Here is a 26,685-nt window from a genome sequence, read left to right on the forward strand (position 1 = left end):
ACAAACATCATCTTAAAAGCGTTACCCGTTCAAAGCGTGCAGGAGACGCAGCCTTCCACCTCGGTGCCTTCTAAAGCACTTTGACGTAGACGGATGTAATAAAGCGTCTTGATGCCTTTACGCCAAGCGTAAATTTGCGCCTTGTTGATATCCCGCGTGGTGGCCGTATCCGGGAAGAACAGTGTCAACGAGAGGCCTTGGTCCACGTGCTTGGACGCTTCTGCGTAAGTATCGATGATTTTTTCAGGGCCGATTTCGTAGGCATCCTGGAAGTAGTCGAAGTTCTCTTCGTTCAAGAAAGGTGCCGGGTAGTAAACGCGACCCAATTTGCCCTCTTTGCGAATTTCAATCTTCGCCGCCACCGGATGAATGCTCGACGTGGAGTGATTGATGTAAGAGATAGAACCGGTCGGCGGTACCGCTTGCAGGTTACGGTTGTACAGGCCGTGCGCCATCACCGAGGCTTTGAGCGACTGCCAGTCGTCTTGCGTAGGCAGTGCAATGCCGCTGCGCTCGAAGAGATGACGCACTTTCTCGGTACGCGGGAGCCACGCCTGATCGGTGTACTTGTCGAAGAAGGTACCCGACGCATAGGTGGAGTCTTCAAAACCAGCAAAGGTCTCGCCATGCTCGATGGCCAGTCGATTCGACGCGCGAAGCGCATGGAACGCCACGCTATAGAAGTACAGGTTGGTGAAATCCAACCCCTCTTCTGAACCGTAGTAGATATGCTCGCGGGCCAGGAAACCATGCAGGTTCATCTGACCAAGGCCGATGGCGCGAGATTTGGCATTACCTTCAGCGATAGAGGGAACGCTACGCAAGTTGCTCATTTCAGACACGGCGGTGAGGCCACGAATGGCGATCTCGACACTGGTCCCGATATCGCCAGAATCCATCACCTTGGCTATGTTCATCGACCCGAGGTTACAGGAGATATCCTGCCCTACCTGACGGTAGCCGAGATCGTCATCGTACTCGGTGGGCGTATTGACCTGCAGAATCTCAGAGCAGAGATTACTCATGTTGATACGACCCGCAATCGGGTTGGCGCGGTTGACCGTATCTTCGAACATGATGTACGGGTAACCAGACTCGAACTGCAGTTCAGCCAGGGTTTGGAAGAAGGCGCGCGCATTGATCTTATGTTTACGAATGCGCGCATCAGCCACCATTTCATGGTACTTCTCGGTCACGCTGATATCGCCAAACGGTACGCCGTAGACGCGCTCGACGTCGTAAGGCGAGAAGAGGTACATATCGTCGTTGCGCTTGGCCAGCTCGAAGGTGATGTCAGGAATAGTCACGCCCAGTGATAGCGTTTTGATACGGATTTTCTCGTCCGCGTTTTCACGCTTGGTGTCCAGAAAGCGCAAAATATCCGGGTGGTGAGCGTTCAGATAGACCGCCCCGGCCCCCTGACGAGCGCCCAGCTGGTTAGCGTAAGAGAAGGCGTCTTCGAGCAATTTCATGATCGGGATGATGCCCGATGACTGATTCTCGATACGCTTGATCGGCGCGCCGGATTCGCGAATGTTGCTGAGCAGGAAAGCCACGCCGCCGCCACGCTTGGAGAGCTGCAGCGCAGAGTTGATGGAGCGCCCGATGGACTCCATGTTGTCTTCGATGCGCAGCAAGAAGCAAGAGACCAGCTCGCCCCGCTGACGCTTACCGCAGTTCAGAAAGGTGGGGGTCGCGGGCTGGAAACGACCGCTAATGATCTCGTCGACTAGCGACTTGGCCAGCGCTTCGTCGCCGCGAGCCAAGGTCAGCGCCACCATGCAGACGCGGTCTTCATACCGCTCGAGGTAGCGCTTGCCGTCGAAGGTTTTGAGCGTGTAGCTGGTGTAGTACTTGAACGCACCCAGGAAGCTCGGGAAGCGGAATTTATACGCATACGCTTGCTCGAACAGCGCTTTGACGAACGCGAAGCTGTACTGCGCCAGCACGTCGGCTTCGTAGTACTGCTCTTCCACCAGATAATCCAACTTCTCTTCTAAAGAGTGGAAGAACACCGTGTTCTGATTGACATGCTGAAGGAAGTACTGACGCGCCGCTTCGCGATCCTTGTCCAACTGCAGCTCGCCGTTGGCACCGTACAGGTTCAACATCGCATTCAGCGCATGGTAATCCAGCGTGCGCGCCTCGGTGGCTCCCGCAGCAGGGCGTTGATCTGCCGAGTTTTTTGCAGCTACGTTCTTAGAGACTGAGCTTGACGTTTCCAAAACTCTTCTACTCCTTTGCGGACCTTGGCGACATCGTCATCGGTGCCAAATAATTCAAAACGATAAAGCAGTGGCACCTGGCACTTTTGGGCAATAATTCGCCCCGCCAAACCGTATGCGTCACCAAAATTAGTATTACCAGCAGCAATGACACCCCTTATAAGGTGTCGATTGTGCGCGTCATTTAAAAACTGAATTACCTGCTTTGGCACGGCCCCGTTGGCCGAACCACCCCCATAGGTGGGGGTGATCAATATATAGGGCTGCTCGATGCGTGGCGTAGGGGCTTCACGATTTAACGGTAGCCGCTGTGCACCCAAACCAAGCTTTTCTATGAAACGATGGGTATTGCCTGACTTGGTGGAAAAATAGACCAGCGTACCTGCCTGATTGGCTTCCACGTCAGCCGTATGCATGGGTGACGATTACGCCAGCGCTTGAATGCGATCCGGGCGGAAGCCCGACCAGTGCTCTTCACCAACCACGACGACCGGTAGTTGACGATAGCCAAGCGCTTCGACTTCTGCTTGTGCGCCTGATTCAGCGGTAATGTCGATGACGGTGTAGTCGAGACCCTGCTTATCCAGCGCACGATACGTAGCGGTGCACTGGACGCAGGCAGGCTTGCTATAAATTTGGATTTCCATGGCTATTTTTCCTTTTCATAGCGGCAGTTTTCAGGTAGTGCGCAGCGCTTGCCCTACCTCTCTAAAAGTCACCACGCATACTATATATAGACCAAGAGAAAATCAATTCAAGCATATATGGTATTTTTTCATCCACAGGTTATTGACAGCTCATGCCCAGCGCTATACCCAGGCACAAAAAAACCGCCCCCTGATCAGGGGACGGTTTTAGGCGATGTAAAGCGCTTACATCGCGCTCACGAAGCGTGAGTCTTAGGCGGTGGCGGCTTGGTAACGACGCTCGACATCGTCCCAGTTCACCACATTGAAGAAGGCATCGACGTAGTCGGGGCGCTTGTTCTGGAACTTCAGGTAGTAAGCGTGCTCCCAAACGTCCAGACCGAGTACGGGCGTGTTGCCGTGCATCAACGGGCTATCTTGGTTGAGGGTATTTTCGACGACTAGTTTTTTCTCAGGCGTGACGGACAACCATGCCCAACCGCTGCCGAAACGGCCCAACGCGGCTTTTTTGAAAGCGTCTTTAAATGCATCCAAGCCGCCCAACTCGGCGTCGATGGCTTTAGCAATATCACCATGCGGCTGGCCGCCACCCTTAGGCGACATCATTTGCCAAAACATGGAGTGATTCGCGTGCCCACCACCGTTATTGATAACGGCTTGACGTTTTTCTTCGGGTACGCGGTCCAGATTGGAGATCAGCTCTTCCACTGGCACATCTTCAAGGCCAGTACCTTCCAGCGCACCATTCAAGTTGGTGACATAGGTATTGTGGTGGCGAGAGTGGTGAATTTCCATCGTCATCGCATCGATGTGCGGCTCGAGTGCATCGTAGGCGTACGGCAGTTCAGGAAGGGTATGTGCCATGCTATCTTCTCCTTGAGTGGCTTCTATTGCGTTCACTACAGTAGGTGTGGTCTTACTTCACCCTTTTCAACCACCGCCACGGCAATTTTTTACCATGGGCGGCAAACCTTTATCCCAGTACCTTAGTCAACTATTGTCAGTTTATCGAACCCGCCCGCAATAAAAAAGCCGACTTCTGGCGAAGTCGGCTTTTGCTAGGCAAGCAGTTCAATAGCTTATAACTTGCTTTCCAACTCCGGCAGGATCTCGAACAGATCCCCTACCAGGCCGTAATCGGCCACTTGGAAGATCGGCGCTTCTTCGTCTTTGTTGATCGCGACGATCACCTTGGAGTCTTTCATGCCCGCCAGGTGCTGAATCGCACCGGATATACCCACCGCAATGTACAGCTCAGGCGCGACGATCTTGCCGGTCTGGCCCACCTGCATGTCGTTGGGCACGAAGCCGGCATCCACCGCCGCGCGAGACGCACCGATGGCCGCGCCCAGCTTGTCGGCAATGCCGTCGAGCAGTTTGAAGTTCTCGCCGTTGCCCATGCCGCGACCGCCGGAGATCACCACCTTGGCACCGCCGAGTTCGGGGCGGTCGCTCTGCGCCAGCTCTTGCTTGACGAAGCGCGATTGGGCGTTGTCGACGACCACGTCCACCGCTTCTACCGGGGCACTACCGCCGCTGCCCACTGCGTCGAAGGCAGTGGTACGCACGGTGATCACTTTCAGCGCGTCGTCACTTTTCACCGTGGCGATGGCGTTACCGGCGTAGATCGGGCGCAGGAAGGTATCAGCGCTGTCGACGCCAATCACGTCCGATAGCTGGCTGACGTCTTTCAGTGCCGCCAGGCGCGGCAGGACGTTTTTGCCCGTGGTGGAGGCGCTGGCCAGTACGTGGGTATAGTCGCCCGCCAGCTCCACCAGCAGCGCGCCCATGGGCTCGGCCAGCTGGTGGGCGTACACGGCGTTGTCCGCCACGCGCACTTTGCTCACTCCGTCGAGCTGGGCGGCCGCGTCGGCGGCGGCCTGGACGCCTTCACCGGCCACCAGCACGTCGATATCGCCGCCGATGGCTTGGGCCGCTGCGACGACGTGGGCGGTGGCGCCCGCTAACTGACCTTCATGCAGGTCGGCAAGTACCAGAATGCTCATGAGATCAGCTCCTTTTAAAGCACTTTGGCTTCGTTTTTCAGTTTGTCGATCAGCTCGTCCACCGAGGCGACTTTGACGCCGCCTTTGCGCTCGGCGGGGGATTCCACTTTGAGCAGCGTGACCTTGGAGGCCACCTCGACGCCGTAGTCGGCGGGGGTTTTGACATCCAGCGGCTTTTTCTTGGCCTTCATGATGTCCGGCAGTTTGGCGTAGCGCGGCTCGTTCAGGCGTAGATCGGTGGTGACGATGGCGGGCAGCGTGAGGGCAACGGTTTGCAGACCGCCGTCGATTTCACGGGTCACGTTGACCTTGTCGCCGTCTACGGCCACTTCCGAGGCGAACGTGCCTTGCGGCAGGTTGGTGAGGGCTGCCAGCATCTGGCCGGTTTGATTGTTGTCGGTGTCGATGGCTTGCTTGCCGAGAATCACCAGGCCCGGCTGCTCTTCGTCCACGACTTTCGCCAGCAGTTTGGCCACCGCCAGCGATTCGGCGCGCTCGTCGGTTTCAATGTGGATGGCGCGGTCGGCCCCTAGCGCCAGCGCGGTGCGCAGCTGCTCTTGGGCGGCCTTGGGGCCGACCGTGACGGCCACGACGTCGGTGGCCACGCCCTTCTCTTTCAGGCGCACCGCCTCTTCCACGGCAATTTCGCAGAAGGGGTTCATGGCCATTTTGACGTTGGTAAGGTCCACATCGGAGTGGTCCGCTTTGACGCGGATTTTGACGTTGTAGTCGATGACGCGTTTCACCGCGACGAGTACTTTCATAGGTTCCTCGCTTGGCTCGTGATAGAGGCCGTTAACCCGAACAGGCGCCGCCACTAACGGGGCAACGCTAAAAAATTCATGCAAGCGTTTGATAGGCTGGTAAATGAAAAACCCTATCAATTTGCCACAGCCTACCCACCATCAACAACTCTCTCTGCGTGCGGCCTTGGTCGTAGCCCATGGGAGTCACTTGCCTAATCGGTATGGATAAAGTGCGCATTTGCCATCGTAGGGGTGACCTGACACGGGTATTATGCCTATCATGGGAGATAACCAGAAGCAAACGACCGTTTTAAATTAAGGCCATCTTTTCATAAGCTAGTGCCTATTCACTAGCCCGACAACGATGGCGCTTATGAGAATAAGGAGAAACCGGGTGGAAAACGTTGAGCGCGATGTAATGGACTTTGACGTTGTCATCGTCGGCGCAGGCCCATCAGGCCTTGCCGCCGCTTGCCGCTTGATGCAACAAGCAAACGAAGCCGAGCAGGAACTCACCGTCTGTGTCGTCGAAAAAGGCTCGGAAGTGGGCGCCCACATTCTATCTGGCGCGGTCTTCGAACCCCGCGCACTGGCAGAGCTGTTTCCTGATTGGGAAGAGCGCGGCGCCCCTCTGACGACGCCCGCCGTTCGCGACGAGGTATATCTGCTCAAAGATGCCGAGAAAGCGCAGAAAATCCCCAATGCGCTCGTTCCCAAAAGCATGCACAACACTGGCGGCGATCTGACGCGCTACGTGATTAGTGCGGGCAACCTGTGCCGCTGGCTGGCGGAACAGGCGGAGTCGCTGGGCGTCGAGATTTTCCCTGGCTTTGCCGCCCAGGAAGTCATCATCGAAGAGGATGTCGTTCGCGGTATTTTGATTGGTGATATGGGCGTGGGTGCCGATGGCACGCCCAAGGATGGCCATATGCCTGGTATGGAGCTGCGCGCTAAGTACACGCTCTTTGCCGAGGGTGCGCGAGGCCACTTGGGCAAGCGACTGATCAACGACTTTTCTCTGAATGAAGGCCGCGATCCGCAGCACTACGGTATTGGCCTGAAAGAGCTGTGGGATGTGCCCGCCGACAAGCACGAACCTGGCCTAGTGGTGCACGGTTCCGGATGGCCGCTAGATAGCAACACCCACGGCGGCTGGTTCCTCTACCATGCAGAGAACCAGCAGGTCGTCGTTGGACTGATCATGGATCTTGGCTACCAAAACCCGTGGCTCTCCCCGTTCGATGAATTCCAACGTATGAAACATCATCCGGAGCTCAGCCAATACCTAGAAGGCGGGAAACGCGTCGCTTACGGCGCACGGGCCATTGCCAAAGGTGGGTTCAACTGCCTGCCGAAAATGACGTTCCCAGGTGGTCTGCTGATTGGCTGCGACGCGGGCACGCTAAACTTTGCCAAAATCAAAGGCCTGCATACCGCCATGAAATCGGGCATGGTGGCTGCCGAGAGCGTCTTCGAGGCCATCAAAGGGGGTGATGAAGGGGGACAAGAGCTCGCCAACTTCACCAGCAAGTGGGAAGCTAGCTGGGCCTACCAGGAGCTAAAAGAGAGTGCGAGCTTCGGACCCGCCATTCATAAATACGGTACGGTAGGTGGCGGTGCCTATAACTTCGTGAATCAACTTCTGGGCAATAAACTACCTAACGTCCATGATACGACGACCGATCATGGGGCGCTGAAGCCGGCCGCTGAGTTCGAGAAAATCGTCTACCCGAAGCCGGATGGCAAGCTATCGTTCGACAAATCCACGTCAGTGTTCTTGTCCAACACGAACCATGAAGAGGATCAGCCTTGCCACCTGCGTCTCGCAGACCCAGACCTACCGATTCGCCATAACCTACCTAAATACGCCGAGCCCGCACAGCGATACTGTCCGGCGGGCGTGTATGAAGTCGTCGAAGACGATCAAGGCCAGCCGCGTTTCCAGATCAACTTCCAAAACTGCGTGCACTGCAAGACTTGCGATATCAAGGACCCTGCCCAGAACATCACCTGGGTAGCACCAGAAGGTGGCGGCGGACCGAACTATCCCAATATGTAAGTCCACCTCGATTGTTGCTGCCCCTTCAAAGGGGCAGCATACATGCCTCTGGCTACCTTCGCGCTCTTACACCGACCACCGCTCATGAAAATACGCGGTGTTCTTGCCCGCCTGCTTGGCGCGATACATGGCGGCATCAGCACGCTTCATCAACGTTTGCTCGTCGGCCCCATCATGGGGAAATAACGCCACACCAATACTGACCGAAATCAAACACGTTTGCCCTTGTAAAGCGAAAGGCTCTTGTATAGCGGTCACCAGCTGTTCGGTAATTCGTGTCACAGGCTCTCGCTGGGTGATGTTTCTCAATAAAATAACGAATTCATCGCCCCCCAGCCGAGCAACGACATCATGTTCGCGCACCGAAGCCAGCAGCCTCTTAGCGACTAGCCGTAGCAACTTATCTCCCGCTTCATGGCCTTGGGTATCGTTGACGCTCTTGAAGCGGTCCAAATCCAAGAACAGCAAGGCAAAGCCCTCTTCTGACTCACGATGCTGGCCAATCGTTTGGTCCACCACATAGCTCAGGTAAGCTCGATTAGGTAGCTGGGTCAGGGTATCGTGAAACGCAAGGTGCTCGATATGGCGGGCGTGGCGCAGCCGTTCATCCATCACTCGCTGACGCTCTCGCTGCAACTGATGGCTAAGCCGCGCCAAGAGCCCAAGAAACATCAGGGCGGCGACACTCACAATCAGCGCGCGCAACCAGTAGCGACGCGCCATCGGGTAAGCACTCGCCAACTGCTCCTCCACCGAGATGCCTACCACGATGGACAGAGGAAAACGAAACAGCGGCCGGACCAAGGTCATTCTCTCGACCTCCATCCAATGCGTGAGGAAGGGCTTATCGTCGCTATTCATAATCTCATCATAGGACGGCAACGCCATGATGGTGCGAGAGGTTAGCTGGGAGCCACTTCGGGCAATACGCGTGACGTTCCCAGCATCCACTAACGCGAGTAACCCGCGCTCCCCCAGTGACCCCGCATCATACCCACTGACGAAGTAGTCAGCACTGACGGTTAACGTCGCCCACTCAGGGACGTTACTCTCATTGCTAAGCTTTCTAGCAAATAGCAGCTGTTGGCGCCCCGCCGCCGAAAACGCCTCGACCACTAACTCGGTTACATCTGGCAGCGTGGGAAAAGTGTCGCCCTGTGTGGCTAGCTCCCAAGGGCTCGTGCTCTCTTTTACCCTTCCTTGACCATCAACGATGCTCACTGAAAAAATCAACCCGGGTGGCAGCAAGTTCCTCTCAGAAAGCGTGGTCAAGATATCTGAACGCTGCTGGCTAGCGACGAAATCGACGAGTTTCAAGGTGGCATCGATCTCTCGCAGCGATCTCAACACCCTAGCTTCGTAGGTATCTGCTATATCGCCGATCGAATGCTCGATTTGACGCTTTATCGCCGCTTGCTCACGACTGACCAAATAGTGGGTACTGCTTACGATGATCAGCACGATCAAAAGGCCGACCGTACCAAAAAGCACCAATGGTTCGGCTAATCGATCGCGCCACGAATGTACCCTATGCTGCGCGTCCAGGCGCAGCGATGGTCCTTTGAGGTTACTCAATCGTCACCACCCGCAACCGATCATCCAAATAACGGGCATCAATGTAGCCAAGGGCGCCGGGGTCGCGAGCGAGCCTCTCTACCACGGCCTGGCTATCGGCAAGCGTTTGAGGCGGCTGGCCTCGACCAGTAAAAATCAACCTCGCCCAATGGGCGCGCAACTGTGCCGGTGTCTTTTCGATGTAGCGACGGTAAAACTCGTCTCGCTCACGTGACCGTTCGGATTGGTCGATAGGCGTTATCGCCGCCCCCCCTTGAAGCCGCGTTCGGCTGTCCAAATAAAGGTCTTTCAGCTCTTGACGCTGGATCCGAGTCAGTCCTGTCTCTGCAGATACCACCACGACCAAGTCAGCAACGCCTGCACAGGGAAGCAGGCCGAGCAGTAAACAACAGCATGCTTGAGATAGTCGCTTTGCCATCGTCACGCTCCTTAAAACACAAAGTCGAGCGCGAGGCTAAACAGATTTATATTGCCCCCTGGCTGGAAATTGGGCTGCTGATTGATCAGCCCGCCAGGGGAACCGGAGCGAAAATCGATATGGTCATATTGTGCCGTTAGCGCCATCCCTGGGCGAAAATCCCAACGCAAACCAAGGGTGCTGCTATCTTGTGATAGCCCAGACGACAGCACGGCATTCAGCGTGCTGTTGAGCACCACGGCCGCCTCAGAAAAGGGAGAGGGATAAAATCCAGGGGTCAGTCCGGGCTCGGATCGATTGCTCAGAACACGGGCGCGTCCGAGTGCCGCATAGGGGGTCCATTGGCCAATGCGATAGCCCGCCGTCAAGTGAGCGTTTTCACTACTGCCCAGGAGAGTCGACGAAGAAAACTTGGCCCACTCCCCCTCCACAAACCATGAACCGGGGTCGTAGTTGACGCCAAAGCTCAAAATGCGGATGGGTTTGCCATCGACTTCATAACGCTCGGCCAAGGTCTCTCCCGGAGGCCCAAAAAGCCGGTAAACATCGAAGAACTGGGTCAACTCATCGGCTTGTACACTGAGCTCGCCATAGCTGGCAAAAAGTGTCGTATTGCCCCACCGCGTATGATGAGAAAGGCCCCACGAGTCGGAAGAGTCGATATCTCCTGTCTCATACTCCACGCTACCGCCACCATAGCTCAGACGCACATCGTTGATCGCCTCACCCAAATAGTAGCGATAGCGAAGATCGACTCCATCGAAATTGGCGACGGGAACGAGACGATAAATCTCAGCAGGCGGTCTGATCCAAGGGGTAGCAAAACTCACTTTGCGGTACTCGGAATTCATGAAGCTTCCTTGCACCATGCGACCTACGCGAAAGCTTAACGACGGCGTCGCGTCATACTGAAGATAGGCCCACTCGATATCCGGCGAGTAGGAGCCATCGAAGCGTTTTTCGCTGACCACCTGAACGGTCGCGGAGAGGGAAGACGTCGCGGCAAGCGTCGTTTGAAGCCCCAATCGGCTATCAACTTCAGCACTCCACTCCCCGCTGAAACCCGCACCCGAGGAGGCGAACGGATCGGCCACGAAATCGGCATCAGCAATATCTGAATGCACGACACCTAGCGTGCCGAACCCATTCAGGCTAACGCTGGGCAGTGACGTGTCGGCCGATATAACGCCGCTGTAAACCGCAAGGGAAATGGCGCACGACCTGACAAACTGCCTTAGCATGCCGATTACCTGCTGGGTAAATGGTTAACTGCCAAGCATTTAATCGGCCAGACTAGACTAAGTCAAACGCCATTGAACCAATCGGTCCTGACAACAGTTAAAAGAGCCTCCTTGACAAGCTAAACGGAACGTCAACGCTAGCTTGCGGACTCCATGATCTCGATGGGCGCACGACGGGCAATCAAACGTCGCCGGCCGGCTTGGACAAAGCGAACGTCGATGACGGGGTCGGAGGGGTTGCCTTCGACGGCGGCCACTTCACCTTCGCCAAACACCGCATGTAGCAGCCGTTGACCAGGGTAGAAATGGCTGTGTACACGATAACCAGCCACGGTTTCGTTCACCTGAGGTGCCGCCAGGGCAATATCCTCGCGCCCGATCTTTTTCAAGTAGCGCTCGACCAAGCTTGGTGCATTCACCGCTACCGGGTCACTCGGTGGCTGGGCGTGTGCAAGATGCTCGGCAATGCGCATACCGTCTTGCCAGGCACTTTCAGCAATGAAGCGGCTTGGCTTGTGGACACCGCCATCGTGCAGAACGAGCAACTGCTCTTTGGCACGAGTAATGGCGACGTAAAATAGCCTTCGCTCCTCTTCCAATCGCTCGTCGCTCAGGGGGTTATCGTGACTGTAGTAAGGAAAGTCTTCTTCGTTGACCCCGGCCACCGCCACCAAAGGCCATTCGAGGCCTTTGGCACCGTGCACCGTACTGATCAATACGCCACCCGCCTGATTCTCCACGGGGCGCTCGAGCAGTTCGATGAACGCATCGGGGTCTTGTACACTCTCGGCCTGCTCGATCAGTACATCTAGCAGTCGTACGTCCTCCTCCCCCTTGTCGCGTCTCGCAGCGGCACGCTTCAACGTCTTTTCTGCATCGATAACCTCGACCACGTGACTGAGCAGTTTTGCCGGTGGCCAAGCACTCAGCCTCGGCAACTCACACAGCAATTCCCAGCGTTTTTTGAGGGTGCGCCGCTGAAGCGGTTTCAATGCGGCCAGCACGGGTTCATGGCGCTCCGGCCACTGCTGAGTACTCGCAAGCTGGTAGGCCAGGCGCTGCAAGCGCTCTCTGGCAACGAACGGGGTTGGCTGAGCTAATAACAGCAGCAACTGCTCGGGATCCTGTAACAGCTCTGGGCGCCTGGAGAGCTTCAGATAGCCCGCCAATGCCTGCACCAAAGGCAAGCGAAACACAAAGCGGTCTTCTCGCAACATTCGAAAGGGAATACCCGCCTGAAGCAGTGCGAGCTGGAACGGCACCGACAGTGCCCAACTGCGCACGAGCAGGCTGGCATCGCTCAGAGCGCGCCCTTGCGATTGCCAATCGATCAGCGCATCCAGCAAAAAACGGCTGCCTTGACCTGCGTTGATGCGGGTCGCCGGGTTGCGAGCCCCTGCCAAGCAGAGCTGATCAGGCCGTCGGCGGTTGGCCATGATGGCGTGATTAGCCGTGAGCGCCAGCGCGTGCCCATGACGAAAGGTCATTGAGAGCGGATAGTCGGTGGCGTCACCAAACGTCGCGGTAAAGTTTTCCAGCATCGTATCAGGGCGTGCCCCCCGCCACTCGTATATGCACTGGTTGGCATCGCCCACCGCCATAACGCTCGCAGTGGAACCGGCCAGCACGGCGAGCAGTCGTTGCTGAACCGTATTGATGTCCTGATACTCATCGACGATCACGTGATCCAAAAACCCCTCGACGCGCTGGCGAAGTGCGTCATCGGCTTCCAGGGCCTGTACGGGACGGTAGAGCAGATCCGCATAGCTCATCACTCCTTCCGCCTCCAAAAGGCGTTCGGCCTCGGCGAAGGCAGCAGGAAAGTAATCGGTGTCAGGCTCGAACTGAAGCCGCTCGTAGAGGGTCTCGGCAGATAGCATTTCCGCCTTTACCAACCCGCAAAAATGCGCCAGTGCTTCCAGGCGGTCGCCCTCTAGCGCAGCGTCACGGCGCTCCAATTGGTCGGCCAGCACGTTCAAACTAGCCTGACGCAGCAAGCGCTCCATCTGCCACTCGGCAGAGAGTAACCGTCTAGGGGCCAGCGCCCCCCAACGGCACAAGCTTTGCGTCAGACGATGCCCCAGAGAGTGAAACGTGCGCACATCGGGCAGCGGTTGCCCATCTGGGGCCATGGTGGCCAGGCGCCGCTGGAAATCCTCTTTAGCAGAACGATTGAACATCAGCACCAGCATTCGCTTGGGAGCAACGCCGCTCGATAGCAGATGAAGTACTCGAGCGGCCATGGTCGTGGTCTTACCCGCTCCCGCCACGGCGGCAACACGAGCATGCCCTTCGCCATGGTGAACCACTGCTTGCTGTTCGGCCGTTAGCTTCACGGCGCCTCACTTGGCAAGCTATCGCTCCATTGACCAAGTGGATGCCAGCTTCCTGCACTATAGAGTCGGCAAACCGTTTGTCCACTTGCCGCTTCTTCGACGCGGGCTTGCTCCACTAAGCGATAGAACACGTTGCGGTGCAGCCGAGCTGCCAAGCCAAAGCGAATGGCACACTCGGGCGCTAAATCACCTTCAGGTGTCATCGACAGCGATAAGGGATGATCAGCGTCCAGGCGCACCACATCCTCGAACTGGGTGGTCAGCCACCAGGCGTCGTCGCGAAAATCGGCCTCGACGATCACTAATGGACGATCCTCGACGCTGACGCGCCAGCGCTCAGCGGGGGTCACCAGGCAATACCCTTCCGCATCCCGCCGCAAAAGACTGGCAAGCACCTTGGCAATCGCCGGGCGTGCGAAAGGCTTGCCTTCATGCAGCCAAGTGCCATCCGCCTGGATGCGTATGTCGATATCGCCCGTGAGCTCGGGCTGCCAAGTATCGACAGGGGGAATGGTCGCCGAGCCGCCGGATTGCTGAAGTAGCCGATCAATGTTCATTGCCATGCTCCCCAAAAGATAGCGCGTTACACTACCAGCCCAGATCGTGCCAGCGCCTCTTTCACATGGGCAGGCGCATCGGGCACGGCAGCCCGGAAAAGATGGTAGAAGTTCACCGTCGTCTGCATCGCAACTTCATCGACGCTGATGCCTCGTTCACGGGCAATACACTCAGCCACCTCGACGACCCACGCGGGCTCGTTGGGCTTTCCGCGATGGGGAACGGGTGCCAAATAGGGGCTGTCGGTTTCGATGAGCAGCCTATCCAGTGGAAGCTGGCGTGCCAGCGTACGCAGTGACACAGCGTTACGGAAGGTGATAATACCGGAAAGCGAAATGTAAAAACCCAGCCGCACGGCTTCCCGGGCCATCTCCAGATCTTCGGTGAAGCAGTGAATCACCCCCCCTACCTGAGGATTGCTGTGTTCCCGCAGCAGCGCCAACGTATCGTCTTTCGCCTCACGGGTATGGATGATCACCGGTAGCTCTAGTTCGCTTGCGGCCATTAGGTGCCGTTTGAAGCGCTCATGCTGGACGCTTAGCGGTACGCTCTCCTGGTAGTGATAATCCAGCCCGGTCTCGCCAATGGCCACCGCGCCATACTGCTCGGCAGCTTCGACGATCTCGTCCACGCTGGGTTCGTGCGCCGCCTGATACAGCGGGTGCAGACCGGCGGAGATCGCAACGTCAGGGTGCTCTCTGGCAATGGCGGCCAGCCCAGGCAGCTCCTCCAGCGTCGTCGAAATCGCGAGAAACTGGCTAACGTTCGCTTGACGCGCAGCGGCCAGGGTGGCTGCTACGTCGCCACCGTGGGTATGTTCCGATAAACGATCGAGATGGCAGTGAGAGTCGACAAACATGCAGGGCTCTTTGAGTGTATAGAAAAATCGCTGAATTAAAGCGTAAATGAAGGGGGCGCTTTATCGAGCTGGCCCGCCAACAGCGTCTCGATACGGTCGCGAACGGAGTAATCCTGCTGGCTGAAGTGAACGCCGATGCCCGGCATACGCCGACCGCTCACGCCTTCGGGAGATATCCAAATCACCTGTCCTGTCACCGAAAGACGCTCACTCTCCCCTGGCAGGGTCAGCAGCAGCATGACCGACTGCCCCAGGCTGTAGAGTGTTTTCGTCGGTACGAAAATCCCACCTCGGTCCAAAAAGGGCATGTAGGCGGACAACAGCGTTGGTACATCCGGTATCGTCAAAGAGAGCGCTTTTTGGGCAGCCATCACGACCTCGTTACAACCAGTGGTTAGGAGCGTAGCAGCGCAGACCAGCGAACTAGCCACGCTTCCAAAACGAGTTGGGGATTTGGGTTGGCCCCTACGGCGAACAAGCGGCGCTGCTCTCGGGCATAATCCAGCAGCCGGAACCAGTCTTGAACGCGACCGTTTTTTACCGCCTGTCGGTAGAGTGGCACCAAATCAGGATTGTGCAACACACTCTGCTCGCCGGAAAGCCCCAGACGAATCAAGTCCTCAAGCCAAGCGATACCGTACCATAAGATGGCATCGATCGCCTGGCGGTCCAACCTTGCTGCCTCGGATACCGGCTCTGCCCCGCGCACTAACTGCTCGAAACAGTCATGAATTTGATGCCTCAGGGTACGCTCGTCGGGAGCGGCAAGCTCCACTGCCAAGAGCGGTAAACCACCGGAGACACGCCACCAAAAGTGCGCCTCATCACCTCCCAGATGCTGCGTCAGCCAGCCTTTACATGCCTCGAACGCTACGCTGGCCAGTGGCCACTGCTGACATCGTGAGCGAATGGTCGGCAACGTGCGAGACGGCACGTCCGAGAGCAGGATAAAGAGCGTTTTGTCGCCAGGCTCTTCCAAGCTTTTTAACAGCGCATTGGCCGCGGCAACGTTCATCGCTTCCGCCGGGGAAATGACAATGACGCGATAACCGCCCTGCTGCGCCGTTTGCGACACGAACCGATTCACATCGCGAATAGGGTCGATACGAATTTGACGCTTCCCCTCCTCCGGCGACACCCGCAGCAAGTCAGGGTGATAGCCTGACGCCAGCATGGCACAGCTATGACACTGCCCGCAGGCCTGCTCGCTTGGCGCTGCACACAACGCTCTGGCGATCAGCGCCTCCGCTAACTGCTGTTTGCCGACGCCGTGAGCACCGCTGATCAGCAGCGCATGGGGCAAACGTCCGCTATCGGCCAGACGCACCAACTGCTGCCAGGTCGAGTGGTGCCAGGGCAAGACGCCGGTTACTGCCATTGCGCAACCCGCTCTTCCAGCACACGACCCAGCACCATTTGAACGTCTTGCAGCGGCTGGGCCGCGTCAATGAGAGCAAAACGCTCCGGAGCAGATGCAGCTCTCTCAAGGTAAGCCTGGCGAACGTCCATGAAAAATTCGACACGCTCTTGCTCGAACCGGTCACGCTGCGTATTGAGATCGCGTAAACGCCCCTCTAGCCGCACTCTGGCAGCGTCAGGCGGCATATCGAGCAAAAGCGTCAAATCAGGAGAAAGCCCTTTCTGAACGAATGCTTCTAGCTGAGCAATTCGGTACGTATCGATACCTCGCCCACCGCCCTGATAGGCAAAGGTCGCATCGGTAAAACGGTCACAGACCACCCATGCGCCGCGCGCCAGGGCTGGCAGAATTTTCTCCGCCAAATGCTGTGCACGGGCGGCAAAGACGAGCAACAACTCCGCATCGACACTGAGCGGCTCGTTGGGCGCAGGGTCTAGCAACAGCTCGCGAATGGCCTCCGCGCGCGACGTGCCTCCCGGCTCCCGCGTGCGCACCACATCGATTCCACGCGATGTCAGCCACGCTTCGACGAACGCCACGTTGGTCGACTTACCGACCCCTTCACCGCCTTCCAGCGTGATGAAGCGCCCACGCTTACTCATTGCTGCCCCTTACTCAATTGATACGCCATCTTGGTCGATGGCAGCGATTTAACGATTACGAATATAGCGGTTGACGGCATTATTGTGCTCACGCAGGGTACGTGAAAAATGGTGGGTGCCATCTCCCCGCGACACAAAGTAGAGTGTTTCACCAGGTAGCGGATTCACCGCAGCTTCCAACGAGGCACGCCCTGGCATGGCGATGGGTGTCGGCGGCATACCATCGATCACGTACGTGTTGTAGGGAGTCGCTTCCCTCAGGTCGGCACGGGTAATCCGCCCTTCGTAGCGCTCGCCCATTCCATAAATGACCGTAGGGTCCGTTTGAAGACGCATGCCGCGCTCCATACGCCGCTTGAAAACTCCGGCAATTTCCCGACGCTCTTCCGGCGCTCCGGTTTCGCGTTCGATTAACGAGGCCATGATGAGTGCTTCGTAAGGAGACCCGATAGTGAGATCCTCATCCCGCTCTGCCCAGACCTCTTCCAAAATACGCTCCATCCGCTGCAGGGACTGACGCAAGATATCCACATCGCTCATGCCCAAATGGTAGCGATAGGTATCGGGAAAGAACCAACCTTCTGGATGAGCTCCCTCACGCCCCAAAAGCGTCATGATCGCTTCGTCACTCATGCCAGTCGTGCGATGCTCGAGCTTGGGGGCCGTATCGAGCAACGTGCGCATCTGGCGAAACGTCCAACCTTCCGGTACGGTCAACGAATATGTCACCACGTTATTGCTGCCCAATAACGCAATGACATCCAGTCCGCTCATCCCGGGCATCAGCCGATACTCCCCCACCCGCAGTTGCGGCACCTGCTCTGGGTCGATACGAGCCAGCAGTTGATACGCCCAGACGTCTTTCAATACGCCTTGAGAAGCCAGGTCACGTACGACTTGATGAAATCCAGCACCCGCAGGCACTTGGTAAAGCATGGGTTCCTCAACGACAATGGGTGCCGCAAGGCGCTGCTGCCAATAGGCATAGCCACCTAGCACGGCGGCAATCGCCAGCACTACCAATACCGCTAAGACGGCAAATAACCGTTTCACGTTGATACCTCGATCAAGTTATGGGGTTGCCTACGATAGAAATGTACCTGGATAACCGAGCAGCCGATGCGCCGCGACTTGCAGCGGATCCGCCTTGAAGCGCGGCCACGCCGCTAGTCGACTGCCGTGGGCATCGCGTAGCTCACGCACGGGCCAAACCCCTTGAACTGAATTACCGACCCAAAGCCGCTCCACGCTTGACAACGCTGCAGCGGACAACCGGCTTTCGTGGATGAGGCCCTCAGACAGCAAGGCAGCACGCAGGGTGCCCTCTACACCGCAACGATCAATGTAGGGCGTATACAAACGCCCTTCTGACGACCAGAACAGGTTCATACTGGTGGCCTCCACGACATTACTCGCTTGATCGGTCAGCAACCCTTCGGCGATGTCAGGCTCTTGCCACTCCTGACGCGCCAGCACGTTCTCTAGCCGATTGAGATGTTTGATCCCGGCCAGAAGCGGTTGATGCCCCAAACGCAGTTGACACATACGAACGCATACGCCCTCACGCCAGTGCGTTTCGTTTGTCGTAAAGGGCGTACGCCGAGTCATCAGCCGGGGCGCTACCTCGTTAGGAATCGCGTAGCCACGACCACCACTCCCACGGGTCAAAATGAGCTTGAGAACCTCGAGAGCGGCCCTAGGGGGGGCTTGCCACGCCTGAGACAACTGCCGAGCAGACGGCAATGGAATATTCAAACGTTGGCAGCCCTTTGCCAACCGGGCGTGATGGTACTCCCACAGCACGGGCTGCCCATCGCGTAGCAAGACGGTTTCGAATAGACCATCACCATACGCCAGCCCGCGGTCATCGAAAGGCACCTGGGGCATCGGCATCAAGGCTTATACCTTTTTGAACAACAGAGAGCCGTTCGTGCCACCAAAACCAAACGAGTTCGACAGCGTCACATCGATACGCATGTCACGAGCGGTATGGGGGACGTAGTCGAGATTGCAGCCCTCCTGGGGGTTGTCCAGGTTGATGGTGGGCGGCGCAACCTGATCACGAATGGCCAGAATGCTGAAAACGGCTTCAACGGCGCCAGCAGCTCCCAGCAAGTGACCAATCATCGACTTGGTGGAGCTTACGGCCACGTGCTGAGCCGCATGACCCAACACTTTCTCGATCGCACGGCTCTCCGCCAAATCACCAGCCGCCGTCGACGTACCGTGAGCATTGATATAATGCACGGCCGATGGATCGATGGCGGCATCTTTGATCGCATTACTCATAGAGAGCGCCGCGCCACGGCCGTCCTCCGGAGGTGCCGTCATATGATAGGCATCATCACTCATTCCAAAGCCTGCAAGCTCCGCATAAATGTGGGCTCCACGTGCTTTGGCATGCTCGTACTCTTCTAACACCAACACGCCCGCACCATCCGAGAGCACGAAGCCATCGCGCTCGGCATCCCAAGGACGGCTTGCCGCTTCAGGGTCGTCATTGCGTGTGGAAAGCGCACGCGCCGCCGAGAAACCGCCCAAACCCAGCGGCGTCGTGGCCATTTCCGCACCGCCACAAATCATCACGTCTGCATCGCCGTAGGCGATGGTACGTGCGCTGTAGCCAATATTATGCGTACCGGTGGTGCATGCCGTCGTGATGGCAATATTCGGCCCTTTGAAGCCGTGCTGGATCGCCATGTTGCCCGAGATCATATTGATGATGGACCCCGGCACAAAGAACGGCGACACGCGGCGCGCGCCGCCTTTATTGAGCGCATTGTGGTTATGTTCAATCATTGGCAAGCCGCCGATGCCTGAACCGATAGCCACACCGATGCGCTCGGCGTTCTCGTCGTTACACTCTATGCCTGAATCCTGGATGGCCTGCGCACCGGCCGCCATGCCGTACTGAATGAACAGATCCATCTTGCGTGCATCTTTGGGGTTCAAGTAGGGGCTGATATCGAAATTCTTTACCGAACCACCAAAGCGTGTATTGAAGCTACTGGTATCGAAGTGCTCGATAGGCGCAATGCCACTTTTCCCCGCGACGATATTGGCCCACGACTCGTCTACGCTATTGCCCACTGGGGTCACTAGGCCTAACCCAGTTACCACTACCCTTCTTCGCGCCATCAGCTTTCCTCCAGGCATCCATGGTGACACGACCCATCTGGGTCATTTGCTGCAGAAATTTGGTGACTAGTATAACGGAGTTTGAACGTTATATTCATTGAGAGCGTAAAGCAAAAAAGCCGTCCCCTATCAGGACGGCTTTTTTAATACGGGCGGGAGACACCCCACCCTGGCTCTTCGCGATGATCGCGCCCTTACTGGTGGGCGTTTACGTAGTCGATCGCTTCTTGAACCGTGGTGATTTTTTCGGCTTCTTCGTCAGGAATTTCAGTATCGAATTCCTCTTCCAATGCCATCACCAGTTCAACGGTGTCCAGAGAGTCGGCACCCAGGTCTTCAGTGAAAGAAGAGCTGTTCTGGATGTCTTCTTCTTTAACGTTCAGGCGCTCTGCCACTACTTTTTTTACGCGCTCTTCAATAGTACTCATCAACGTACTCCAGTCGTTCACATTAGCCGTTATAGATAACCAGCTATTTGGAAACCGCAAGCCAAAAGCTGCGGGGTAGTTTATAGACGCCCTTAGGTTGACGCAACCGCCAAACCCAAGGCCATCAACGCATATTCATACCGCCATTCACGTGCAGCGTTTCACCAGTGATATACCCTGCAGCGTCACTCGTCAAAAAGCCAACGGCAGCAGCAATCTCTTCTGGCCCGCCCAGACGTGCCAAAGGAATCTGTTTCAGCAACATGTCGTGCTGTGCTTCGGGCAGCGATTCAGTCATATCAGTGGCGATAAAACCCGGCGCAACGGCATTGACCGTGATGGCACGTGACGCCACCTCGCGCGCAAGTGCACGACTAAAGCCCTCCATGCCAGCCTTGGCCGCTGCATAGTTCGCTTGACCCAAGTTACCCATGGTCGCGACGACCGAACTGATCGATACGATTCGACCAAAGCGCGCCTTGGTCATGCCACGCAGGCAAGCCTTGCTCACACGGTAGACGGATTTGAGGTTGGTATCCATCACGGAATCCCACTCCTCCTCTTTCATCCGCATGAGGAGGTTATCACGGGTAATCCCTGCATTGTTAACCAAAATCGTGGGAGCCCCAAAACGCTCACCGATCGTCTTTAACACCTCATCGATGCTCGCCTGATCGGTGACGTTCAGGCACATGCCTGCGCCTTCAATGCCATTGGCTTTCAAATCGGCATCGATTTTCTCAGCACCAGCGTCGCTAGTGGCCGTACCGATGACGATACGGCCCTGACGACCAAGCTCGTGAGCAATGGCACGACCAATGCCGCGACTTGCTCCCGTTACTAGGGCGACACGTTTCTCTTGCGTCATAACACGTTTCCTTCCACTGAACTAAGCAAGGGTAGCTGATATTCGCCGTTTATCACGCATTACCCGCCAATGTTTCGCGCGCAAGCTCGAGCGCTGCGTCCAAACTGTCGGGGTCGTTGACCGCCAATCCCTTGGCACCACGCACGATACGCTTGTTGAGGCCGGTCAGCACCTTGCCCGGGCCACATTCGATGAAGACATTAGCACCTTGCTCTGCCATGGCTTCAACGCAAGAGGACCATCGCACAGGTTGATAGAGCTGCTCGAACAAGCGCGTACGAAGCGTGTCGACATCCGCATGGGCTTGGGCGTCGACGTTTTGGATGACGGTGTAGCGAGGCGTGCGTAGCTCGATCGATTGCATCGCATTGGCCAAACGCTCGGCAGCGGGGCGCATCAACGCACAGTGGGACGGTACAGAAACGGGCAAAGCCAGTGCACGCTTGGCACCGGCCTCTTGGCAGGCCGTAATGGCACGCTCAACCGCCGCTTTACTGCCAGCGATGACCACCTGCCCAGGAGAGTTATAATTCACGGCCGATACGACGTCACCCTGGGCGGCGCTAGCGCAGGCGGCTTCAACAACGGCATCGTCAAGACCAAGTATCGCAGCCATGCCGCCTTCGCCAGCGGGAACGGCCTCCTGCATGGCTTCACCACGTAGACGAACGAGCTGCACACCTTCGGCAAAGCCCATCACGCCCGCGCAGACCATCGCACTGTACTCGCCAAGGCTATGACCTGCCATTACGCTAGGGCGAGGGCCTTCCAGCTCCTGCCAAACTCGCCAGATAGCCACGCTGGATGTGAGCAGCGCTGGCTGGGTGCAAGCCGTTGCATTCAGTGCATCTTCGGGGCCTTCCTGGACGACCTTCCATAGGTCATAGCCCAGCGCATCGGACGCTTCCTCAAATGTCGTTCCCACCACACTATAGCGCTCGGCCAGCTCCCGCAGCATTCCAAGCTGCTGAGAGCCTTGCCCGGGAAAAATGAGGGCAAGGGGTTGAGACATGTCGTTCACCTTTGCTCTTGTAGGCATTTGCTCAGTTGAGCGATAGGCGTAGTCATCGGTAACGCTGACGCGCAGCGAACGGCATCTCCAATGGCCACCGATAACCCGCAAAAATCGTACGACGTTTTGTGGCGTCTTGCTTGCCTTCGGTTCAAGACCAGCGACTGGCAAGCTGGGTTGGCAGATCGCGTTCTACTTCTTGCAAGGCTCGCTGAATAGCGTAGTAGAACCCATCTGCACCGGCACTCCCATGGCTCTTCACCACAATCCGTTTTAGCCCAAGTAGGCTTGCGCCGTTATAACGTACGGGGTCAAGCTCCTGCTTGAGCCGTTTCAGCACAGGTTTGGCCAGTACACTTGCCAAACGTCCACATAGGCGTGATTCAAACGCCAACTGCACACGCTCAACCAACATACGAGTCAAACCTTCGCTCGCCTTCAACGTCACGTTACCGACAAAGCCATCGCACACCATGACATCGATCTCGCCTTGAAAGATGTCGCCACCTTCCGCATAGCCTAGATATACAAATGGCAGTGAGGATGCACACTCCCGAAGCAAGTGATCCGTCTCCCGCACGATCACACTGCCTTTGGTGGCCTCTGCCCCAACGTTCAATAACGCAACGCGAGGACGGTCGATCCCATCTATGCAGTGCGCCATGGCAGCCCCTAATACGGCAAAATCAACGAGCCGTGAGGCGGGGGAATCTACATTTGCCCCCAAATCCAGCAGGTAGCAACGTCGACCGCCCCGTGAGGGTATGGCAGTACTGATAGCGGGCCGGGAAAACCCAGAGATCATACCAAGCTCACGCCGCGACAGCGCGACTAACGCCGCGGTATTGCCAGCACTGAGCCCGGCGTGGGCGCTACCTTCTGCTACATAGCGCAGCATGCGCGCCATGCTCGTCTCGTGCCCACGCCGCAGCGCCCAGGCAGCCGATGCGCTGGACGGCACTGCATCAGAAACATCGCAGGCGACTAAACGTGACGCTGCCGCAGCCAAAGGCTGCGGCAAGCGCAAAAGTTCAGCGATGATACGCTGACGCGGGCCGAACAGGGTGAGTTCAATGTCAGGTCGCTCGATGACCGCCTTTGCAGAGCCTTCGATAATGGCACGAGGGCCTTGGTCACCCCCCATGACATCGATCGCTAGGCGCATTGCACCCACGCTGTTATGCCACTCGTAAAGTGGTAAGGTTTAAACCTCAACCACCTTACGGCCGCGATAGAAACCATCGGGAGAAACATGGTGACGCAGATGAGTGGTGCCCGTTTCTTTGTCTTGAGACAGAGTCGGTGCGCTCAGCGCATCGTGACTACGACGCATGCCGCGCTTGGAACGAGTTTTACGGTTCTGTTGAACTGCCATGAGTGTTTACTCCAAGGTATGTAGGGTAAGTGATGCTTACTTTTTGCCTTTCAAAGCGCCACTGCTTTTCAAAGCATTGAGCACCGCGAAAGGATTCTTGGCTGAAGCGGACTCGTCCGCCGCGCCTTCGGTCTTGCTGACCAGCTGCTCCGCCGAGACATGGCATTCGGTCTCATCGTGGTAGACCACCTGGGGAAGGCTGAGAATGAGCTCATCCTCGACCACCGTCAGCAGGTCCAGCTGTTCGTTTTCCACCAGCACCGGCTCATGACTGGCAGGCAGCTCGGCGGCCAAGGCTTCGTCGGTAATCATTCCTAGCAGGAAGTCACTGGAAACGTCTTGGCTAAGCGGCACCATACAGCGACGACAAGGCAGTGCCAGCGTCGCTTGCAAATGGCCACGAATTTCGCGGCGACCTTGGGCATCGACACCAAACTCGAGTACGACATGACAGTCGCCCGTTTGGTCACCTGCTTCTTCAGCAAGGCGGGGCAGCTTATTCAGCGCCACTAAGCCTTCGAGTCGTTCGCGGCGGGCTGCAAGCTTATAAGGCTCAACCCGGCTGGGGAGTTGTGAGGTCAACATAGGCGCGCAATGATAGGCACTCGCCCCCCTGGTGTCAAAGCTCATAGCATAATTCTTATCGATAGCTCGGTGAAAACGGAGCTATTAGGCATGTCGCCGCGCTTTCGCTACACTCAATGCCCGTGCTGATGGCGCCATCCCAGTCAAAAGGAGACGACAGTGCCGCAAATGCAAAACGCCCCCCTCGTCCTTGCGTCTAGCTCTCGCTTTCGCCAAGCGCTGCTAGACCGTCTGCAGCTACCTTACCAATGCCACTCCCCTGACATCGACGAGACGCCCCTCGATAACGAATCCCCGCAGGCACTCGTTCACCGCCTTGCGCTTAGCAAAGCCAACGCGGTGGCCGAGCGTTTCCCTCACCACTGTATCATTGGCTCTGATCAAATTGCCCTGTTCGAAGGTGACATTCTCGGCAAACCACACACAGCGGAGCGCGCACGTGCCAATCTAGCGCGTTTTTCGGGCCGTAAGGTCACGTTCTTGACGGGACTCGCTCTAGTCGACACGCGACATCAGCGCCACCACGTGCATATCGAGCCGTTCGAGGTGGTATTCCGCACCTTGAGCGAACAGGAAATAGAACGTTACGTTGCCCTTGAGCAACCCCTCGATAGCGCCGGAAGCTTTCGCATGGAGGGGTTGGGAATCACACTATTCGAGCGTTTGGAGGGCCGCGACCCCAACGCATTGATCGGACTGCCCCTCATCGCCCTTTGCGACATGCTTCGCCACGTGGGCATGAACCCCTTGGCGATGCCTGACGCTACTGGGCCTGAAACTTTATCGGCGCATGACTAGTGTGCACACCCAGCACCTCGGCAGACGCTTGAGTAAATCGGCGCGTTAGCCGCTCGAAGGGATCTAAACGCGGCGTGTAGTTCTCCCAGGACGCCTCGCCTACCTGGGCACGAGCCACCTGCTCCAAGCTCGCCAACTCGTCGACCAACCCTAGCTCCAACGCCTGCTCACCGCTCCAGACTAGCCCGGAAAAAATATCCGGGTTATCGCTCAAACGCTCTCCGCGCCCCGCTCGCACATCACCAATGAATTGCTCATGCGTTTGGGTGAGCACGCTTTGCCAAAAGCGCGCAACGTCCTCGTCCAACGGCTGAAAGGGGTCTAGAAACGCCTTGTTCTCACCCGCCGTCATGACTCGGCGCTCGACTCCCAGCTCGGCAATGGCTTCTTGAAAGCCAAATCCCGCATAAATCACGCCAATTGATCCCACCAAGCTGGCCGGAGACGCAACGATCTCGTCTGCCGCCGACGCAACGTAGTAAGCACCGCTGGCACCGATATCTTCGATCACTGCAATGATCGGCTTATCGCCCTGCTCGCGCAGGCGCATGATTTCGGTATAAATACGTTGAGACTGGACAGGACTTCCTCCGGGGCTGTCGATGTGCAGCACCACGGCGGCAACACCGGCATTGTCCCAGGCTCGATTCAAACCTTGGATGATGCGCTCCGCATTGGCAGGCGCATCGCTGGCAATCACTCCGTGCACTTCTATCAACGCCATGTGTTGCTGCGCGGGCACTGCAGCGGTAGGTTCTGCCAAAAATACCCGATAGAGCGTCGTCGTCAGCGAGATGAGCACCACCGCGAGTAACATCAACCTAAAGAATAGCTTCCAGCGGCGGCTTCTACGCTGCTCGGTCAGCACACCACCGATCCAACGATCCATCATCTCAAGCTGAGCTAGCCGCTGACGCTCTCTTAGGGTCTCTGCATCGTCCTCTTGGTTACCTGTCTGCGCTGCCCGCTTTTGCTGCGCAGGCACTTCAGGCCCTTGCGTCCAGCGATCATGCTCACTCGATGGATCACGGCTGCTGGGTGCCTCTCCATGGCGCTCGTCACGCCGCTGATCATCACTCATCGTCGACTCCTACGTTGCGTGTATTCACGTCTAGGCCTGTCTGCATAGCGGCTCGCTGTAGAGCCAATCGAACAGTGACGGTATGTCGTCAGCCACCCACACGGGCTGGCTAGCCGCCAGACGAGCGGGCGTGTGCACACCGTAGGTCACCCCCACCCGATCCATCCCCAGGGCGCGGGCCATCTCCAAATCGTATTCGGTGTCTCCCACCATAACAGCGCGCTCTACTGGCACCTGCAGCTCGGCCAAAATCTCCTCTAGCATCTGGGGATGTGGCTTTGAACGCGTCTCATCGGCCGTGCGGCTCGCGTGAAAAAACTCGCCGCTCCCCGTCTCACGAAAGATTCGATCGAGACCGCGACGACTTTTACCCGTCGCGACCGCAAGACGTTGCTGGGGTCGCTCCCGCAATCTCGCCAGCTGCGCCTCTACCCCGTCGAAAAAAGGCATTGGCGTCGTATTGCCCTCTACAAAGTGATGGGAGTAACGCTGGCGCAGCCGCTCGGCCTGCTCGGACGCAATGCCCGGGCATAGCTTGGCGATTGCCTCAGGCAACCCTAAACCGATGATGTCTTCGATGGCACTGACGTCCAGTTCGCCCCACTCGGCATCCATCGCCGCCGCCTGCATGCAAGCGACGATTTTGGGCACGGAATTCATTAGCGTGCCGTCCCAGTCGAAAATAATCAGCTCGTAACGCATAGCATT

General features: G+C 57.1%; 28 protein-coding genes. 2 read left to right on the plus strand and 26 right to left on the minus strand.

Annotation, left to right across the window (positions count from 1 at the left end; genetic code table 11):
• Positions 1 to 29: 29 nt before the first annotated feature.
• From nrdE to MHM37_RS01555, 6 genes are all read right to left on the minus strand, one after another.
• Positions 30 to 2,135 (minus strand): class 1b ribonucleoside-diphosphate reductase subunit alpha, encoded by a 2,106-nt coding sequence (nrdE, locus tag MHM37_RS01530; protein ID WP_139527724.1) that lies wholly within the window; start codon positions 2,133 to 2,135, stop codon positions 30 to 32.
• A 56-nt stretch (positions 2,136 to 2,191) separates the two neighbouring features.
• Complete coding sequence (gene nrdI, locus MHM37_RS01535) at positions 2,192 to 2,641, minus strand: class Ib ribonucleoside-diphosphate reductase assembly flavoprotein NrdI (protein WP_139527266.1); 450 nt, start codon at positions 2,639 to 2,641, stop codon at positions 2,192 to 2,194.
• A gap of 9 nt (positions 2,642 to 2,650) precedes the next feature.
• Positions 2,651 to 2,872, minus strand: a complete 222-nt coding sequence (gene nrdH / locus MHM37_RS01540) for a glutaredoxin-like protein NrdH (protein ID WP_139527265.1) — start codon at positions 2,870 to 2,872, stop codon at positions 2,651 to 2,653.
• A 252-nt stretch (positions 2,873 to 3,124) separates the two neighbouring features.
• Complete coding sequence (locus MHM37_RS01545) at positions 3,125 to 3,736, minus strand: superoxide dismutase (protein ID WP_239295643.1); 612 nt, start codon at positions 3,734 to 3,736, stop codon at positions 3,125 to 3,127.
• A gap of 215 nt (positions 3,737 to 3,951) precedes the next feature.
• Positions 3,952 to 4,878 (minus strand): FAD-binding protein, encoded by a 927-nt coding sequence (locus tag MHM37_RS01550; RefSeq protein ID WP_239295642.1) that lies wholly within the window; start codon positions 4,876 to 4,878, stop codon positions 3,952 to 3,954.
• A 14-nt stretch (positions 4,879 to 4,892) separates the two neighbouring features.
• Entirely contained in the window at positions 4,893 to 5,642 is a 750-nt protein-coding gene (locus MHM37_RS01555; protein ID WP_239295641.1) for an electron transfer flavoprotein subunit beta/FixA family protein, read from the minus strand.
• 376 nt (positions 5,643 to 6,018) lie between these two features.
• Here MHM37_RS01555 and MHM37_RS01560 point away from each other — a divergent pair, with 376 nt between their 5' ends.
• Positions 6,019 to 7,683 carry an electron transfer flavoprotein-ubiquinone oxidoreductase gene (locus MHM37_RS01560; protein ID WP_153842906.1) on the plus strand — a complete coding sequence of 555 codons (1,665 nt, stop codon included), beginning with the start codon at positions 6,019 to 6,021 and terminating at the stop codon, positions 7,681 to 7,683.
• Positions 7,684 to 7,749: 66 nt separating this feature from the next.
• On the opposite strand, the gene MHM37_RS17165 is transcribed toward MHM37_RS01560, so the two are convergent.
• From MHM37_RS17165 to MHM37_RS01650, 18 genes are all read right to left on the minus strand, one after another.
• The gene (locus tag MHM37_RS17165; RefSeq protein ID WP_153842905.1) at positions 7,750 to 9,174 is read right to left on the minus strand and encodes a GGDEF domain-containing protein; all 1,425 of its coding nucleotides are present in this window, start codon (positions 9,172 to 9,174) and stop codon (positions 7,750 to 7,752) included.
• Positions 9,175 to 9,250: 76 nt separating this feature from the next.
• Positions 9,251 to 9,676: a phosphate ABC transporter substrate-binding protein gene (locus MHM37_RS01570; protein WP_139527236.1), complete on the minus strand. Its 426-nt coding sequence runs from the start codon at positions 9,674 to 9,676 to the stop codon at positions 9,251 to 9,253.
• 11 nt (positions 9,677 to 9,687) lie between these two features.
• Positions 9,688 to 10,917 (minus strand): porin, encoded by a 1,230-nt coding sequence (locus MHM37_RS01575; protein WP_239295639.1) that lies wholly within the window; start codon positions 10,915 to 10,917, stop codon positions 9,688 to 9,690.
• Positions 10,918 to 11,054: 137 nt separating this feature from the next.
• Positions 11,055 to 13,253 (minus strand): ATP-dependent helicase, encoded by a 2,199-nt coding sequence (locus tag MHM37_RS01580; protein ID WP_139527234.1) that lies wholly within the window; start codon positions 13,251 to 13,253, stop codon positions 11,055 to 11,057.
• Positions 13,250 to 13,810, minus strand: a complete 561-nt coding sequence (locus tag MHM37_RS01585; protein ID WP_139527233.1) for a DUF1285 domain-containing protein — start codon at positions 13,808 to 13,810, stop codon at positions 13,250 to 13,252. Before MHM37_RS01585 ends, MHM37_RS01580 begins: the two co-directional genes overlap by 4 nt.
• A gap of 26 nt (positions 13,811 to 13,836) precedes the next feature.
• Positions 13,837 to 14,670, minus strand: a complete 834-nt coding sequence (locus MHM37_RS01590) for a TatD family hydrolase (protein ID WP_139527232.1) — start codon at positions 14,668 to 14,670, stop codon at positions 13,837 to 13,839.
• 35 nt (positions 14,671 to 14,705) lie between these two features.
• Entirely contained in the window at positions 14,706 to 15,041 is a 336-nt protein-coding gene (locus MHM37_RS01595) for a PilZ domain-containing protein (protein ID WP_139527231.1), read from the minus strand.
• A 23-nt stretch (positions 15,042 to 15,064) separates the two neighbouring features.
• Positions 15,065 to 16,048 carry a DNA polymerase III subunit delta' gene (locus MHM37_RS01600; protein WP_139527230.1) on the minus strand — a complete coding sequence of 328 codons (984 nt, stop codon included), beginning with the start codon at positions 16,046 to 16,048 and terminating at the stop codon, positions 15,065 to 15,067.
• Positions 16,039 to 16,692 (minus strand): dTMP kinase, encoded by a 654-nt coding sequence (gene tmk, locus MHM37_RS01605; RefSeq protein ID WP_139527229.1) that lies wholly within the window; start codon positions 16,690 to 16,692, stop codon positions 16,039 to 16,041. Before tmk ends, MHM37_RS01600 begins: the two co-directional genes overlap by 10 nt.
• A gap of 48 nt (positions 16,693 to 16,740) precedes the next feature.
• Positions 16,741 to 17,745, minus strand: a complete 1,005-nt coding sequence (mltG, locus tag MHM37_RS01610) for an endolytic transglycosylase MltG (RefSeq protein WP_239295638.1) — start codon at positions 17,743 to 17,745, stop codon at positions 16,741 to 16,743.
• A 30-nt stretch (positions 17,746 to 17,775) separates the two neighbouring features.
• Positions 17,776 to 18,585 (minus strand): aminodeoxychorismate lyase, encoded by an 810-nt coding sequence (gene pabC, locus MHM37_RS01615; protein WP_239295637.1) that lies wholly within the window; start codon positions 18,583 to 18,585, stop codon positions 17,776 to 17,778.
• A gap of 6 nt (positions 18,586 to 18,591) precedes the next feature.
• Entirely contained in the window at positions 18,592 to 19,830 is a 1,239-nt protein-coding gene (gene fabF / locus MHM37_RS01620) for a beta-ketoacyl-ACP synthase II (RefSeq protein WP_239295636.1), read from the minus strand.
• A 194-nt stretch (positions 19,831 to 20,024) separates the two neighbouring features.
• Complete coding sequence (gene acpP, locus MHM37_RS01625; RefSeq protein ID WP_008956801.1) at positions 20,025 to 20,258, minus strand: acyl carrier protein; 234 nt, start codon at positions 20,256 to 20,258, stop codon at positions 20,025 to 20,027.
• 124 nt (positions 20,259 to 20,382) lie between these two features.
• A complete protein-coding gene (gene fabG, locus MHM37_RS01630; protein WP_139527225.1) occupies positions 20,383 to 21,126 on the minus strand; it encodes a 3-oxoacyl-ACP reductase FabG in 744 nt (247 codons plus the stop codon).
• Positions 21,127 to 21,178: 52 nt separating this feature from the next.
• Positions 21,179 to 22,138, minus strand: coding sequence for an ACP S-malonyltransferase (gene fabD, locus MHM37_RS01635; RefSeq protein WP_239295635.1), 960 nt, complete (start codon positions 22,136 to 22,138; stop codon positions 21,179 to 21,181).
• Positions 22,139 to 22,289: 151 nt separating this feature from the next.
• Complete coding sequence (gene plsX, locus MHM37_RS01640) at positions 22,290 to 23,303, minus strand: phosphate acyltransferase PlsX (protein ID WP_239295634.1); 1,014 nt, start codon at positions 23,301 to 23,303, stop codon at positions 22,290 to 22,292.
• Between the two features lie 39 nt (positions 23,304 to 23,342).
• Positions 23,343 to 23,513, minus strand: coding sequence for a 50S ribosomal protein L32 (gene rpmF, locus MHM37_RS01645; RefSeq protein WP_009099300.1), 171 nt, complete (start codon positions 23,511 to 23,513; stop codon positions 23,343 to 23,345).
• A 36-nt stretch (positions 23,514 to 23,549) separates the two neighbouring features.
• Complete coding sequence (locus tag MHM37_RS01650; RefSeq protein WP_139527222.1) at positions 23,550 to 24,098, minus strand: YceD family protein; 549 nt, start codon at positions 24,096 to 24,098, stop codon at positions 23,550 to 23,552.
• A gap of 168 nt (positions 24,099 to 24,266) precedes the next feature.
• Between MHM37_RS01650 and MHM37_RS01655 the strand changes: the two genes are divergently transcribed.
• Positions 24,267 to 24,896: a nucleoside triphosphate pyrophosphatase gene (locus MHM37_RS01655; RefSeq protein WP_239295769.1), complete on the plus strand. Its 630-nt coding sequence runs from the start codon at positions 24,267 to 24,269 to the stop codon at positions 24,894 to 24,896.
• On the opposite strand, the gene sppA is transcribed toward MHM37_RS01655, so the two are convergent.
• On the minus strand, positions 24,862 to 25,977 hold the full coding sequence (sppA, locus tag MHM37_RS01660) for a signal peptide peptidase SppA (RefSeq protein ID WP_239295633.1): 1,116 nt from the start codon (positions 25,975 to 25,977) through the stop codon (positions 24,862 to 24,864). The two genes, MHM37_RS01655 and sppA, sit on opposite strands and share 35 nt — an antisense overlap.
• A 30-nt stretch (positions 25,978 to 26,007) precedes the next feature.
• On the minus strand, positions 26,008 to 26,679 hold the full coding sequence (locus tag MHM37_RS01665; protein ID WP_239295632.1) for an HAD-IA family hydrolase: 672 nt from the start codon (positions 26,677 to 26,679) through the stop codon (positions 26,008 to 26,010).
• Between the last annotated feature and the right edge of the window lie 6 nt (positions 26,680 to 26,685).

This window comes from Halomonas sp. MMH1-48 (assembly GCF_022348105.1).
Classification (GTDB): domain Bacteria; phylum Pseudomonadota; class Gammaproteobacteria; order Pseudomonadales; family Halomonadaceae; genus Vreelandella; species Vreelandella piezotolerans.